Origin of the sequence: Thermogutta sp., from assembly GCF_014359955.1 — a bacterium.
In the GTDB taxonomy this organism is placed as follows: Bacteria; Planctomycetota; Planctomycetia; order Pirellulales; family Thermoguttaceae; genus Thermogutta.
Map to the genome: position 1 here is coordinate 1 of NZ_JACIYL010000016.1, position 15,249 is coordinate 15,249.

Below are 15,249 nucleotides of genomic sequence, written 5' to 3' on the forward strand. Positions count from 1 at the left end.
GAAAACTTCGAAGGCAAGTCGGAATCGATGGCGAGTACGGAAGCGAATGGGCTTGGTGACAGGAAGTGAAAAGGGAAAATTCCTCGAGAAAGAATGGTGTCAACCCTTCCGGAGTTTTTTGATTTGTCGGAGGGACGCTTTCCACGGCGTTGGCGTGCTTTTGCCGTAACTTATTTTGGCCATCCGCGTTGTCGCGTCGGCAACCGCGCTACCGCCGCGGGGCGTGAATTTGCTCTTTCCAGCCTTTGAAAAATTTGCTATTTACCAGACCCGCGCAGGTTGCCAGCGGGTCGCCGGTCTTGCTCGGCTTTCAGGTGCGACGACTACAAAGACCTGACATGCGCGCAAGGCCGCCCGGGGGCGCCTGTTGGCATCAAAAGCGCTTCCCCGGGTCAAAGTCCCGTCGCGCAAATATTAAGAGAGGTGGAACGGAACATGCTTCGTCAGCATGGAGGATCTCCCATGCCTGCATGGGCGCAACGGCTGTACACGCATTGGGTTTCGTGGTCGGGTCGGTGGCTGATTCTCGCGACGGTTCTGGTCGTGGTACCGGTTGCCGCCATCACGATCAAGGCATTCTGGAACGGTCACGGGACGTGGGCCCAGGCGGAGGAGGTTAATCGAACCGATGTGGCCCAGTCGGCCGTCTCTCCTCAGCCGCAGCGTTTCGTTCCCGGAGCCAGCGTTCATCCGCTCCAGAATGCCGCATCTCAGTCTGGGGTGAATGCGCCGGGGGTATCCGGTCCGCCAGTGAACCCGCCGGAAAATCCCCTGCGCGGTGGATCGCGGCCGATGCTCAGTGAAAAGGGACGAGTGCCGTCCGCGGTGATTCCCACAAAGGTTGATGGCGAGGCATCTTCCGCCGATCGACCGGGGAGTCCCGCGTCACCGAATGGAGCATCCCACGAGATTCCTACCCTTTTCGAAGCGCAACCCGCGGGATCGCCCCGCGTCTTGCCCCCAACTCCGCAAACGTCGGCGACATTATCACCGGGATCGGTTTCGGGGAGTGCTGGCGCCGGGTGGAACGTTCCCGAGACACCATCTGAAGGGACCGGTTCGCCCTCATCAAAGATAAAGCCGAAAGAGGCGAATTCTCCGGCTGCAGAAAGCGCCCCTGTGGCGCCGAACGACGCCGCCTCCACGGGCATCCCCGATGCCTCGGAAGTGTTTTCGGCCCAGGAGGCGCCCGGGCAGACACTGTCTCAACCCACGGCACCGCAGGCGGCGCAGGCAACGCCGCCGGCTTTCCGCCCGGGGCCAGCCGAACTCCCAACACAGCGGGCTGATACCGCCTCCGACCCGGGAGCGGTGTCGATTCCCGGGAGTGCCAGCCCCTTGGCGACGTCTGCTGCTTCACCCCCTCGCAGCCCGGTGAACGCTTCGGAGTCCGGTCCTGCGGCGCGTGCTGCCTCACCGGCGGTCAGTCCGTTTGACAGTCTTCCTCCCCCGCCCACAGGTCAAACGCCGGGGATCATCACGCCTCCGCCGACGCGGGCCCTGCCTCTCCAGTTGGGCGCGGGAAGTGCGGGCGGTTTTGTGTCGGGAACGGGAACAGTGTCGGATCCAGACGGGGGCTCTTTGCCGGCGGGATCAGAGGGGGATGCCCGACCGGGCGATGCCAGTCTGGAAGGCCCGCAAACGCCGCAAATTACCATTCAGAAGATTCTCCCCAGCGAGGTTCAGGTGGGAAAGCCCGCCAGCGCTCGGATTGTCATCCGCAACAGCGGGGCCATTCCCATCAGTAAGGTTGAGGTGCAGGATCCTATCCCTTGGGGCGTCCGCGTGCTGCGGACCAATCCGCAGGCCAGTCAGCAGATACAGGGAACTCTCGTGTGGACGCTCGGCCCCATGAAACCCGGGGATGAAATCGCCCTGGAAGCGGAGTTCATGCCGTTGCAGGAAGGCGAGTTGGGAAGCGTGGTGACGGTCCTCGTCCATGCTCAGGCCTCGGCCAGGACGCGTTCCACCCGACCGCAGCTCGCGCTGAAGGCGGAGTTTCCGCCTCAGGCCCTCATTGGTGATGAAATCACGGCAACGATCACGGTGACCAACACCGGCTCGGGCGTGGCCACAAACGTGGTGCTGGAGGAACACGTTCCCCAGGAAATGCAGCATCCCGCCGGCAGCGAGCTGGAGAACGTGCTGGGGGACCTTCGCCCAGGGGAATCCCGCCAGGTCCAGTTGCGCCTGCGTGCCGTTCGGCCGGGATCGGCCGTCAATCGGCTGATTGCCCGAGCAGACGGCAACGTTCGGGTGGAGAATCAGAACACCATCAACGTGCTGGCGCCGCAGCTCAAACTGGCGATCGAAGGACCCGCCAAACGTTTTCTGGATCGCGAAACAACGTATCAGATTTCCCTGAGCAACACGGGCACGGCCAGCTCGCGGATGGTGCGTTTGACGGCCGCCTTGCCGCCGGGACTGCAATTTGTACGGGCCAACAATGCGGGCACGTACGATCCCACCACGCACAGTGTCCAGTGGTTGCTCCAGGAATTGCCCGTCGGCCAAACAGGGCAGGTGGAACTCGTGGTGCGACCGATCGCTGCCGGGGAGCAGCCGCTGACGTGCACGGTCCGCGATGAACTGGGTCTGGGAGACGATCAGCGGCTGGCCATCCAGGTGGAGGGCATCTCCGCACTCCATTTCCAGGTGGCGGACACGCGAGATCCGGTGGCCGTGGGCACAGAAACCACTTACGAAATCCGCGTCGTCAATCAGGGAACCAAAGAGGCCACGAACGTGCAGGTGATGGTGATCCTGCCGGAAGGCCTGCGACCTCTCGCCGGCGAAGGTCCCACCAACAACACCATCAATGGGTCGGAGGTCCTCTTCGGTAAATTGCCTCGCCTGCCAGCCAAGGCAGAAGCGGTGTTCCGGGTGCGTGCTCAGGCAATCGCCCCAGGCGATCAGCGTATCCGCGTGCAGATCCTCAGTGACGATATCCGCCTGCCCATCACCAAGGAAGAAAGCACCCAGGTGTACTCCGACACACCGTGAAAGCCGCGGCATGTTCCCGGGCTAAACGGGGAACAGCACCAAACCGAAACGTAAAAGTCTGGAAGCACTGCCCCGGTGATGGCCACACGGCCAGAACTGCGAGGACAGCCGGACCTTTTTCGGCCGTGGGCGTTATCTGCGGTGTGCCACACGCGACTATGACTATTCGGTGCGTACGTCCCAGCCGGCTCCGAAAATGAGATCGTAGGGCAGCGGCGTCATCACCGTCGCCTGATCCTGGCCTCCGGCGCTGTCGCGGACTTTGACAAATTCAAAACCGCGCAGGATGAGCATCGGGCGGCGCGCTTCGGCCAGAAGACGAGCGAAGACCAATTGTTCCGGCGTCGCTGTGATGAGATCGTCGAACACGGTATCCCACAGGGCGGCTTTGTCCCTGTCCTGGGGTGATAGGGCTTCGGCTTCAATGAGAGGAAATCCCCGTACCGTTACGCGGTACACGTTGCCACCTGTGGACTGGTCGAAAAGCTCCGTTTTATGGGGTTTGAATTGCAATTCGTCTTTGAAGACGGAATCCACGAGCCTTGCCCGATCTGCTCCCACCTGAGAATAGGCCACCACGGAGGGAAATCCGTGCGCGCGGACGTCATAGCCCGGCCCTGTGCGGCGGCTCAATCCCCACTGCCCTTCAAAGACTTCGTCGCCGGCGCCATCGAAGAAAATCGCACGGTCGTTATTTCCTCCCCCGAAGACATCCACCAACTCGAACAACTTGATGCGCAGGTAGGACCGGGCGGTGATCCATTTCACATGGCCCAGGGCTGGTTCGAACTTCATCCGGGCTGCGGTATCGGCACCGTTTTGCCACAGGGTGTCGGAAAGCCAGGCCGTATCGTAGCCTCCCTGGGTGCCGTAGATGTGCATCTCTTCAAACCCAGTGCTCGTGACGACGGTCACTGATCCTGGGGGATTGGCACCAGGCGAACCGGTGGCGCCGCGATGGAACACGACCCGGTCTGGCCAGGCTTCCACCTGATCATCGCCGATGGAATCGGTCACGATCAACACATCGTGGCCGGGGCCCGCCTGGATGGCGATCGTCCGGCCGGTTTCTGGGGTAACCGGCAGCTCGAAGGAGACTCCCTCGATGGTGATCACCGTGCCCGGGGCGCTTGTGTCTCCGGTGAACGCGACCTGCACCGTGTCATCGTGCGACGTGTCGAAAACGGTGATCGCGCCCGTCGTGGGGTCCTGATCCACGAGATTGGCGATCGTCCAAACAACCTCACCGATTCCGGAGCCGGGGGCTACATCCAGCACGAGATGGTACACGGTCCCAGGTTGGGCTCGGGAGAAATCAAGCTGCACGGTGCCGTCCACAACGTTTGAGACGGCCACAGGCTCCGATTGGGCCTCCACAAGGGGATCCGCTTCATAAAGTGCGAAATGGATCGCGTCGGGATCCGCCGGGGAGGGAGCTCTCACGGACAGTCCGGCCAGGTGCGCGACGAGCAGTCGGTAAAAGATACTTTCGCCCTCGGGCTCCGTCTCCACGATGTGCCGAAGATCGATGGTCCCCAGTTCGACCCGCTTTGTATACAGGATCTCGGTGCTCACCGGATCGCTCGTGAGGTCGGTATCGTCACGAGCAATTGCGAAAAACCGATAGCGTCCCAACGGCCAGGCTCCGAGGGTGGTCGCGTCGATTTCCCAGATGGCCTCAGTCTCCGCGGTTAAACCGGTTGTTGCCAGGAGCGGGTCGTCAGCGTCCCAGTTTTCATTTCCATTGGCGTCGAGATAAAGATCCAAGGAGTTGACGGTATCCAGGCCGTTGGGATCAGCGATGCCCTGAGCACGGAGGAGAAGCGGTTCGCCTCTCAGCAGAATCGGTGAGTCGGCGACTAACCGAGCGACCACAGGTGGTTGAGCAAAGGACAGGGCAGCCGTGAAGCCGTCCTGGTCCCCTGGCTCGCCGAGGAGCACGGCCGTTGGCCAACTGGGAGTGGAATAGCTGTTACCCACCACGTGCAATTCCGAATTCGGCGTCGGCACGAGGCCCACGACCGAGTCGTCCGCTTCTCCACCAAGGACATCGCTGGTGATTAGTTGGCCGGTGGTGGTAAGTCGGAGCACGAATCCTTCGTTGCCCCCGCCGGAGGATCCGAGGATTCGCCCTCCCGCCCAATCTGCCAGGCCCGTTTGCCCGCCCACCAGGATGGTGCCGTCGCTCCTCAGGGCGATGCTCGCGGCACTGTCGTTGCCGGTTCCCCCCAGGTAAGCGTACCAGAGGGTTTGACCATCCGGTTGCATGGCCAGGACGAAGGCATCCTGGTTTCCCTGAGGGCCAGCGAGAGGAGTGCCGTTTGGCCAATCGGTTGATGCCGTGCGACCTGCCACGTAGATGACATTTTGTGAGGCGGCGATGGCGAGGGCCGCGTCCTCCGCACTTCCACCGAGATACGTGGACCAGACACGTTGCCCGGTGGAGGACAGCCGGACCAGAAAACCGTCGTAAGCACCGCCGTAGGTGAGGTCTTCTCCGGCGACCATCCAGTTGGGAGAGGATGTCCGGCCCGCGACATAAACGGATCCCTCGGCAAACGCCAGGGCGAAGGCATAATCCCGCTGCGAACCGCCCAAATACGTGGACCAGACGAATTGTCCGGTGGTTGTCAGCTTGGCGGCAAAAGCGTCGAACGTGCCACCGTTGTAGGTCGAGTCGAAACCGCCGTGGATCCATCCCGAAGAACTGGTCGTGCCGGCGACGTAAATATTCCCGTAACCGTCCAGCGCGATGGCGGAAAGCGTGTCCCAGTCGCTTCCACCGAGGTAGGTTCCCCACAGATAGGCCCCCGTGGGGCTGAGTTTGACCACAAAACCATCGCCGAATCCAGCGTAGGTGGTGTCGTACCCGCCGGAAATCCAACCCGGCGAACGCGTCCATCCCGCGACATAAATATTTCCGTCCGCATCGACGGCGACACCGGCGGCGCCATCATCGAGAACTCCTCCCAGATATGTTGACCACAGCGGGGTACCTTCCGGGGAGATCTTCGCGACGAAAGCATCGCCATCGCCAGCCCAGGTGGTGTCGTAGCCGCCGGAGACCCAGCCGCTTGAAAAACTCGTACCCACCACGATAAGGTTCCCGTCAGGATCCACAGCGGCGGCCCGGACTTCGTCGTACTGAGTGCCGCCGAAAGAGCCGCTCCAGGAGACTGAGGAGAAGTCGGCCAGTGAAGTGGCGGCGAGCAGGAGACGCGGTTCCAGGGATTCCAGGGTTAATATTCGCTGAGCAGGCGGGGATCGACGGTCTCGCCGAGTTCGGCGGTTCCGGAGCCGTTGCGCGGAGCGATCAACAAGTGCGCCCGCGTAGAAAAGGGAACTTCTTCCATGAGGCCATCGTCTCCCGTCGCGTCGCAGCATGGAGGCGATCTCCTGTTTCTTTCCCGCCTTGGTCTCACAGATTTGCTACCGGAGATCGCCGACTGGGATTGGAGTGTGGACATGCCGGGACGGAACTTAGCGGTTGTGTCCGGCGCTGTCTTTCGGCAAAGAGGTACAGTCGGGAGCACCGGCTCAGCGTGCCCACAAGCTAACGCAGGAGAGAACCCTATGCAAGCTCCCCCGGGCTGAGCTATCGGCACTTTTTGTGAGAGCTCGTGAGAGCGCAGAGGCGGAACGTGCGGTACGGCAATGCGTGAGGTGCGTCTTCGGTCGGGCATCAACCGTGGCGTTGCAGGACGGGATCTCTCGCGCTATCCGGAGGGGCGTGCCGGGCAGGCAACGTTTTTTCGAGCATTCGGAGGGACCCGCCCGTCGGCTCCTTCTTTCCGGAGGGACGTGCTTGTCACGTCCGCCGTTCCAACGCTGGATTGTCCATTTCAACTCACCGCTCTTCAGGTCCGCCGTCCGACGTTGGATCATCCATTTCCTTCCTCGGGCACGACAAGCGTGCCCCTCCGAACGATTTCCCGGAGGGACCTGCTTGTCAGGTCCGCCTGCGAGGATTGGGCGATCGATTCTAGGTCTACGGATACGATAGGGGTGTCCCTCCGACTATCTGTTCGAGCTAAGTCACCTTGCCAGCGGTGACGTGACGGAACATGCTGGATCGAGGGCTTGCGCCCCAACAATGCGGCACTACACCGCGTGAGAGAATTTATGCGTTACGGGAAGGAGTACGGAAAGGGTAGGTGGTCGAGAGACAGGGCCACATCTTGTGTAAAATGACCTTCCGGTTGTCCAGCGAGCGGGGTGGATCGGAGGTAAAACAAAAACATGATTCGGCTCATTGAGGCCCTCCATTACCGGTGTCTTCGCTACGTTCGCCAGCCTTTGCAATCGTTCCACGTTTTGGTGGGACCGAATGCAAGTGGCAAGACGACGTTTCTGGACGTTGTCGGTTTTCTGGGACGCCTTGTGGAGGACGGTCTGCAGGCAGCACTGGAAGAACGCACCGCTAATTTTCAGGACCTCGTTTGGAAAAGGGGGACCGGCCCATTTGAGCTGGCCGTGGAAGCGAGAATCCCGGATGGGATCAGGGGTCGGGCACCCGAAATGCCATGGGATACGATTCGCTACGAGGTTTGCATAGGAATACACCCTGAGACCGAGGTCGTTTCCATCCTGGATGAGTCGGTCATTCTTAAGCGGTGGCGAGAACCCCGGCCGGTTTCGAGAGAACTTTTCCCGATGGAGCACGTGGCTCCGCGATCGATCATGACGCGTCGCGTGGGGGGCGGAGAGCGCCGAGTCGTGCGAAAGGCTGCGAGCGGTCTCGATCATTTTTACAGCGAAGTGGGAAAAGAATCGGGGAAAGGATGGTTTCCTTCCATTCGGCTGGGACCTCAAAAAAGCGCGTTTGGCAATTTGCCGGAAGACCAATCCACGTTTCCCGCAGCCACGTGGTTCAAAACGCTGTTGTGTGAGGGAATCCAGCCGATTGTCCTTAATAGTTTGCTGATGAAGAGACCCAGTCCCCCTGGTCAGCCCCGAACATTCAAGCCGGACGGATCCAATCTTCCCTGGATCATTGCCGAACTTCGCAAAAACCCCTGTCGGTGGCGGCAATGGATCGACCATGTTCGCACAGCACTTCCCGAGGTCCGGGACATTACAACCGTTGAACGCGAAGAGGATCGACACCGCTACCTCGTCATTGAATACGAGAACGGCTTGAAAATTCCTTCGTGGATGGTTTCCGACGGAACACTGCGACTGCTGGCTTTGACGATTCTCGCTTATCTTCCCTCCCTTCAGGGTGTCTATTTGATCGAAGAGCCCGAGAACGGGATTCACCCGCTTGCTGTGGCCACTGTTATTGAGTCCCTCAGGTCGCTGTATGAGGCTCAGGTTCTGGTGGCGACCCATTCCCCGGTTATCTTGAGTTTGGTGGAAGCCGGCCAATTACTGTGCTTCAAAAAAACACCTGATGGGGCTACGGATGTGGTGACGGGGTTAGAACACCCAAAGCTTCGCGACTGGAAAGAAGAAACGGACCTGGGGACGCTTTTCGCATCAGGCATTTTGGGATAAGTAGACAAATGAAAGATCTCATTGTTTTGACAGGCGACCCAACAATGAGAATCGCTGTAATGGCCCTCCTCAAGCGACATCACGCCCTCCAAATCCGCCCCATTGCCCCGAGTGACGCGGTGGACGTTTATGAACACCCCAAGCGGGATCCAGGTGTGTATCGGGCGGCTCATGTATTTCTGCGGCCGTTTGTGACCCAGTATCGGTATGCCTTGGTCATGTTCGATCGGGAGGGATGTGGCGCGGAAAAGACACTGGGGCGAGAGGAGATCCAAAGAGAGGTGGAAACAAAGCTCAGCAAAAACGGCTGGCAAAACCGGTGTTCGGCCATCGTTATAGACCCTGAATTGGAAGCATGGGTCTGGGCAGATTCGCCACATGTGGCTCGGGTGCTCGGGTGGGGATCGGACCTTAAAAAACTGCGGAAATGGCTGGAGAAAGAAGGTTATCTCAATCCCGGGGAAACAAAACCCCGGCGCCCCAAGGAGGCCATGGAGCAGGCGCTGCGCCTCACGCGAACGCCGCGATCGGCGTCTCTCTACGAAGAACTTGCTGAAAAGGTAGGACTCTCCCGGTGCACAGATGACGCCTTTGGAAGACTTTGCACCGTCCTGCGGACATGGTTTCCGCGTGATTAGCGCGTGATGAGTTCGAGCCCGGCGGAGCGACGTGACAACGGGCAGACTTTGGATCGGCGTGGGTTGAAAATGATGAGCGGCCTTTGCGGAGAAAGTGACACCGCGGCACGCCGAAAAAGTTTCACCACCCAACTGTGGGGAAAGAGCTATTGACGCCATTAAAGAAAGGCTTAAAATCCCTAGCGCTTGGGGGATGGTTGCTGCAACCGTAGGTACTCTTGCCGGGGCGGACGTCGAATGCAGGTCCAACGCTGGCACACATCGTGGGTCGTTCATGCCCCCGCGAAATTGAACCTTTTCTTCGAGGTGTTGGGGCGCCGCGAAGACGGCTATCACCTCATCGAGACCCTGGTCGTTCCTGTCAACCTCTATGATACCCTGGTGTTCGAGGAAATCGCGGGAAGTGACATCGTCCTGGACGTAAAATGGGTGTGGAAAGGGGATTGGGCGGAACTCTGCGGAAAGCATTCCGTGCCGGCGGATGAAACCAATCTTGTGTATCGGGCGGCACGCCTGATTCAGCAAGAAACACGAATCAACCGCGGAGTACGTATCCAACTTTGGAAACGTATTCCCACCGGCGCGGGATTAGGTGGGGGATCTTCGGACGCGGCGGCTGCGCTGGTGGCTTTGTGCCAGTTGTGGAACGTCGGGGTATCCCCCCAGACATTGCACGACTGGGGTGCGCGGCTGGGGAGTGATGTTCCCCTCTTCCTCCACAAAGGACCCAGCGTATGTCGCGGACGAGGAGAAATTGTGGAGCCCGTCCGGCCGGGCCCGCCGCTTCATGCAGTGGTGGTCAAGCCACCGGTAAGCCTGGCGACGCGGGAGGTGTATGGAGCCTGTCGGGTGCCGGAAACGCCGCAGGCGGCCACGCCCCTGCTCGAAGCATGGCAGAAGGGTGATTGGGCCTCGTTCGGAAAGCGGGTGTTCAATCGACTGGAGGAACCTGCGCAGCGGCTGGCGCCGGGGCTGGCCCGCCTGAAACAGTCCTTGGCTCGGACAGGTGGGTTGGCGGTCAGCTTGACGGGGAGCGGTTCCTGCTACTTCGCGGTGTACAGCCACCGCAAACAGGCCTTGGCCGCGGCGCGGCGGATCCAGTCCACCCGGCTCGGTGCTGCATTCGTCGTGCACTCGGTCATGTGAAGAGTCCTCAGGGAAAGGAGGTCGGCCGTGGAAATCACCGAGGTACGCATCAAGCTCATGGACGAGCCCGGAGAGCGGCTGAAAGCCTTCTGCTCGATCACCTTCGATGATTGCTTCGTGGTCCGGGACCTGAAAATCATCGAAGGGGCGAACGGGCCGTTCGTCGCCATGCCCAGCCGTAAGCTCACGGCTCGCTGTCCCAATTGCCGCACGAAGAACCACCTTCGGGCTCAATACTGCAACCAGTGTGGAATCCGGCTGAAAGAGCAGCCGATCGAGCGCGACGAGGAAGGTCGGGCAAAACTCTACGCAGATATTGCCCATCCTATCAATTCCCAGTGCCGGGAAATGATCCAGGCGCGCGTCATCGCCGCTTACGAAGAGGAAAAGGCCCGGGCAAAATTGCCGGGCTATGTCTCGACCTATGAGGATTTCGACGAGGAGAGGACGGCCGAGGCGGCGGAACCCCTGCCCAAAAAACCACCGCACCGCAAGGCGCACAGCGAGCGCGAGCAGCCGCGTGGTCCGCATAAACCTCCTGAGGACGTCACCCAGAAAGAACGGCAAGAGCCACCCGAGGCAGCGGCTCCGTAAAACATTTGGAAAAGCCTTTTCCACTGAGCAGATAGCGCGAACTCTTTTCCGGCACCGGCGTGCTTTTGCTCTCCGTTTTGCCGACTTGACCGCCGGATTGGCGGCATCTTGGTGGGGAACTTTCAATCAGCGGAGTCTTCTGGCGGAGGGGGCTGTGCGAGTGCGGAGGCGATTGTGGCAAGAGCGATTCGTGAATCGCTCCTCCCGCATTCGATCCATGGATCGCTGCTCGGCAGGTCGTTGGGGCCATTCATGAATTGCTCCTGCCGGAATATGAACGGATCGCCTGCGTTGCGGTCAGGATTACGACCGGCTTTTTCCACCCCAGACCAAGGCGATTTTGGAAGTGGCTGAACTTCGGGGACATCATGGATTGACGCTGGGCGGGAAGTGGCGGTAAACTGATGAAGAAGCCTGCGTGGCCGGAACAAAAACCGCCGACGGGCCAGGCAGGTTTTCTTCACACACATTGATATTGGGAAGAACGATTTTCCGGGGCGTAGCTCAGCCTGGCTTAGAGCGCTTGGTTCGGGACCAAGAGGTCGCTGGTTCAAATCCAGTCGCCCCGATTTTTTTGTGCGCTGTTCCTTGCGTGGGACGATCCGCGCCCTCCCGTTTTCGCCTGTCCTCGTCATCATTGTCGCATTCTGGAATTTGCCCGATTGTGCGCAATCACGATCGCCCTTTTGAGCCGCCTGGTAGGAGTTTTTCCCGAGATAGAGGCCTTTCTGTGTTGATGAGTAATTTGATAAACAAAGTCGCTTGACGTTGGGGCGCTCGCTCCCTACAATGCCCGCGAGGGAGCTAATATGAGTTAACGCATCAACAAACAAATGTATTTGGCGGAATCGGAGGGTGTCGCTATGCTCTACCAGCAAATTGACATGGAACTGGCGGAACGGGAAGCCTGGGCTTTGCGGCGCCAGAAGGGAATTCCCAATAACCGGCGCCTGTTTGTGCTCGCCTGCATGGACGAGCGGCTGCCGGTCGAGGAGGCGCTGGGCATTCGGCTGGGTGATGCCCACGTGTACCGCAACGCGGGAGGTCTCGTGACGGACGACGTCATCCGCTCAGCCATGCTCACCACCAACTTCTTTGGCACCAAGGAAATCATCGTCGTCAATCACACCGAGTGCGGCATGATGACGGCAACCGGGGAATTTCTCACAAATGCCCTCCGCGAGAAAGGGATCGACCCGGACAGCGTAGCCATCGATCCGGCCCTGCCCGAACTCAAGCTTCCCCCAGGCGTGTTTCCCAAGTGGATTCGGATGTTCTCCGATGTGGACGAGATTTGCCTCAAGCAGGTGGAGTTGCTCCGTAACTGCCCATTGATCCCTCCCGACGTGCAAATTCACGGCTATGTGTGGGAAGTGGAATCGATGCGGCTGCGACGTCCGGGCGTTCGGCTCGCGGAGAAGGTCAACACTGCCAAGGCTATGGGCGCGAAAGGGTGAACGCTTTCGCGGGCAACCGATTGCCAGGAGCACACGGCCGGCTCACGGGGCAGGTGCTCGATCCGGGCGAGAACATTTGGCCTTGCACAAAAGCGATGGCGGGAGACATCGGCAAAATGGGCTGATCCATGTCCCTCAGCCAAACACCCGGCCTTTCTCAGTCGCTACTTGCCCCGGCCCGGACCGTACCACTCAATGTGTTTCCGCGGACAGAGCCGGAATCCGTGTTGCTGACAAAGTGGTTCCAGCCACGCCATTTTCTCGCGGAGGGTCTCCAGATTGGTCCCCTGGGGCATAAGGAGTACCCGGTCGCGGTCGATTTCGGGGATGGCGGCCAGAAAGCGCTCTGCTTCCTCCACGTCTTCCGGCCGGTCGATCACGAATTTAATCTGGTAGGGATATTCGCGGATAAGCTGCCGAATCACGTCCGGTTGGTGTCGCCGTCGCTCGTGCTCTTTCCACCATCGCGGATGCAGTTCTCTGTCGGGCGTGGAATTGCTGAGCTTGGGACTGATCGACATGAGATGGCACTGGACCGGCCGATACACCGTGCCCGCCGTTTCCACCGTCACGTGGTAGCCGCGATCGGACAGATGCCGGGTGAGGGGGACAACTTGTGGAAACATCATGGGCTCACCGCCCGTCAGCACGATATGCCGGGCGGGAAAGCTTTCCACGCGATGAAGGATCTCGTCGACCGTCAGCAGCGGGCCCTCCGGTTGCCAGCTTGCATAGGGGGTATCGCAGAACCTGCAGCGGAGATTGCATCCTGACACGCGGATGAAGACGCTCTCCGTCCCGGTGAGAAATCCTTCTCCCTGCCGGGACTGGAAAATTTCGGCAATTCGGAGCGGCTGATCGAGCCTTTGCTCCGCCGCGCCGGTTGTGTCCACTTTGGGATCGAGGGCCATGCTGGAAATGGGTAACTGCGTCATCTGTTCACGAGGCGTAGACGATGGGATCCTGGAGTCCGGCCTCGGCAAATCCTTTCTTGCGGAGCTGGCAGGCGTCGCAGCGTCCACAGGCCAGGCCGTCGGGAGTCGGATCATAGCAAGTATGGGTGAGGCCGTAGTCCAGGCCGAGTTCCATGCCCCGGCGGATGATCTGGGCCTTCGTCATCCGCAGCAGAGGCGCGTGGATGCGGAAGCGGGCCCGGCCTTCCACACCCGCTTTGGTGCCTAGATTGGCAAGGCGCTCGAAGGCCTCGATGAACTCCGGTCGGCAATCCGGATACCCGCTGTAATCCACGGCGTTCGCGCCGATGAAAATATCGGCCAGTCCTCGGCTTTCCGCATAAGCCAAAGCCAAGGCCAGGAAAACCGTGTTCCGCGCTGGGACGTAGGTGACCGGGATCTCCCCGGGGCCGGTCGTCACGGGTCGATCCTTGGGTACCGCGATTTCATCCGTCAGAGCGCTGTGTCCGAAGCAGGTCAGGTCCACTCTAAGGATGATATGCTCGGCCGCCTCCAAAAACTGGGCGATTTTTCGGGCGGATTCGAGTTCCAGCCGATGACGCTGTCCATAATCGATGGTCAGCGCATAGATGTGGAATCCCTCATGCCTGGCAATCGCAGCAGTTGTCGAGGAGTCCATCCCACCCGATAGCAGTACCACCGCGCCGGGGCTTGCTTGCGAGGCCATTTTCCCAGGTTTTCCTTTCCAGTCAGAGCGCAAAACGCAACCGATCTCAGGGAGCCGAACCCATCCGCCGCAGTATCCAAAAGCCCCCTCTGCCTATATCATGATTAAAAGAGGAAGTTGCGAGCAATCAAAGGAGACGCGGCGTGGCACAGCAAGCGGAATCTTTTCGACATATCCTGGAGACTTTTGAGAATCAGTATCCGGATCGGGACTATACCATTGAGATTATATGCCCGGAGTTCACCTCCGTGTGTCCGCGGACGGGCCAGCCCGATTTCGGTACCATCACCATCACGTACTGTCCGGATAAACTCTGTGTGGAATTGAAGAGCCTGAAGTTCTATCTCCAGGCGTATCGGAATGTGGGTATTTTTTACGAACACGTCACGAACCGGATTCTCGACGACCTTGTCGCTGTTCTCAGGCCACGGTGGATGAAGGTCGTGGCCGATTTCCGGCCTCGCGGGGGAATTACGACGCGGGTGTCTGCGCAGTATCGGGTGGAGAAGGCGGGCTCGTAAAATATTGGGTGCAGGGAGTACCGGGCGCGGGCAACGAGTGCGCTGAGAGTATCGCCCAGGAAATCATCCCGATCGACAACCCGCCGCGGGGGCGGTCTCTGTGCCATCGAATAGAGAAAAGGAGGCACCTATGAGTAAGGAAGGTTTTGTTGGGCCGCTCGAACGCATCGACGAGACCACCTGGCGAATCCCACCTGATTATAAACCGGGAATGCAGGTCGAAGGCCGCATCTACGCCGACGACCGACTGATTGAGCAAATCCGCAAGGACCAGGCTCCCGAGCAGGTGGCCAACGTGGCGACGCTCCCCGGCATTCAGGTCGCCAGTCTGGCCATGCCCGACATCCACTGGGGTTACGGTTTCTGCATCGGTGGGGTGGCCGCCACGGATCCCGAGGAAGGTGGCGTTATCTCACCGGGTGGGGTGGGGTACGACATCAACTGTGGTGTCCGTCTCATGCGGACGAATCTCCATATTGACGATGTCCGGCCCCGATTGCCCGAACTCATGAATATTCTGTTCCAGCGGATCCCGGCGGGGGTGGGCAAAGGCGGCCCCTATCTTTTTTCCGGAAAGCAGATGGACCAGCTTCTGGAGGAAGGCTGCCGGTACCTGAAAAAGATCGGACTGGCGACCGAGGAGGACCTCAAGAATACGGAAGAAGGCGGCTGCATGGCGGGGGCCGACGCTTCCTGTGTGAGTACCGAGGCCAAAAAGCGAGGGAGCGACCAGTGTGGGACGCTGGGGGCGGG

Annotated in this window: 11 protein-coding genes and 1 tRNA gene; 9 read left to right on the plus strand and 3 right to left on the minus strand. The window is 60.0% G+C overall.

All coding sequences use genetic code 11. The features are described 5' to 3' along the window. Positions 1-462 precede the first annotated feature (462 nt). A complete protein-coding gene (locus tag H5U08_RS01200; protein WP_297029318.1) occupies positions 463-3,003 on the plus strand; it encodes a hypothetical protein in 2,541 nt (846 codons plus the stop codon). A gap of 162 nt (positions 3,004-3,165) precedes the next feature. On the opposite strand, the gene H5U08_RS01205 is transcribed toward H5U08_RS01200, so the two are convergent. Further along, complete coding sequence (locus H5U08_RS01205) at positions 3,166-6,387, minus strand: SBBP repeat-containing protein (protein WP_297029319.1); 3,222 nt, start codon at positions 6,385-6,387, stop codon at positions 3,166-3,168. Positions 6,388-7,242: 855 nt separating this feature from the next. Here H5U08_RS01205 and H5U08_RS01210 point away from each other — a divergent pair. The 6 genes from H5U08_RS01210 to H5U08_RS01235 all read left to right on the plus strand — a co-directional run bounded on the left by H5U08_RS01210 (position 7,243) and on the right by H5U08_RS01235 (position 12,334). Beyond that, positions 7,243-8,499: an ATP-binding protein gene (locus H5U08_RS01210; RefSeq protein ID WP_297029321.1), complete on the plus strand. Its 1,257-nt coding sequence runs from the start codon at positions 7,243-7,245 to the stop codon at positions 8,497-8,499. Between the two features lie 44 nt (positions 8,500-8,543). Next, positions 8,544-9,137: a hypothetical protein gene (locus H5U08_RS01215; RefSeq protein ID WP_297029322.1), complete on the plus strand. Its 594-nt coding sequence runs from the start codon at positions 8,544-8,546 to the stop codon at positions 9,135-9,137. Between the two features lie 237 nt (positions 9,138-9,374). Beyond that, positions 9,375-10,283, plus strand: a complete 909-nt coding sequence (gene ispE, locus H5U08_RS01220) for a 4-(cytidine 5'-diphospho)-2-C-methyl-D-erythritol kinase (RefSeq protein ID WP_297029325.1) — start codon at positions 9,375-9,377, stop codon at positions 10,281-10,283. A gap of 27 nt (positions 10,284-10,310) precedes the next feature. Beyond that, positions 10,311-10,877, plus strand: coding sequence for a SpoVG family protein (locus H5U08_RS01225; RefSeq protein WP_297029327.1), 567 nt, complete (start codon positions 10,311-10,313; stop codon positions 10,875-10,877). 493 nt (positions 10,878-11,370) lie between these two features. Further along, positions 11,371-11,446, plus strand: a tRNA-Pro gene (locus H5U08_RS01230). A gap of 294 nt (positions 11,447-11,740) precedes the next feature. After that, complete coding sequence (locus tag H5U08_RS01235) at positions 11,741-12,334, plus strand: carbonic anhydrase (protein WP_297029329.1); 594 nt, start codon at positions 11,741-11,743, stop codon at positions 12,332-12,334. Between the two features lie 164 nt (positions 12,335-12,498). On the opposite strand, the gene H5U08_RS01240 is transcribed toward H5U08_RS01235, so the two are convergent. Together H5U08_RS01240 and queC are read right to left on the minus strand one after the other, a co-directional pair. Further along, positions 12,499-13,269: a 7-carboxy-7-deazaguanine synthase QueE gene (locus H5U08_RS01240; protein ID WP_297029331.1), complete on the minus strand. Its 771-nt coding sequence runs from the start codon at positions 13,267-13,269 to the stop codon at positions 12,499-12,501. A gap of 4 nt (positions 13,270-13,273) precedes the next feature. Beyond that, positions 13,274-13,975: a 7-cyano-7-deazaguanine synthase QueC gene (gene queC / locus H5U08_RS01245; protein ID WP_297029333.1), complete on the minus strand. Its 702-nt coding sequence runs from the start codon at positions 13,973-13,975 to the stop codon at positions 13,274-13,276. A 143-nt stretch (positions 13,976-14,118) separates the two neighbouring features. Here queC and queF point away from each other — a divergent pair, with 143 nt between their 5' ends. Further along, positions 14,119-14,496, plus strand: a complete 378-nt coding sequence (gene queF / locus H5U08_RS01250) for a preQ(1) synthase (RefSeq protein ID WP_297029334.1) — start codon at positions 14,119-14,121, stop codon at positions 14,494-14,496. Positions 14,497-14,626: 130 nt separating this feature from the next. After that, positions 14,627-15,249: RtcB family protein (locus tag H5U08_RS01255; protein WP_297029336.1), on the plus strand; the 623-nt coding region annotated here is incomplete at its 3' end.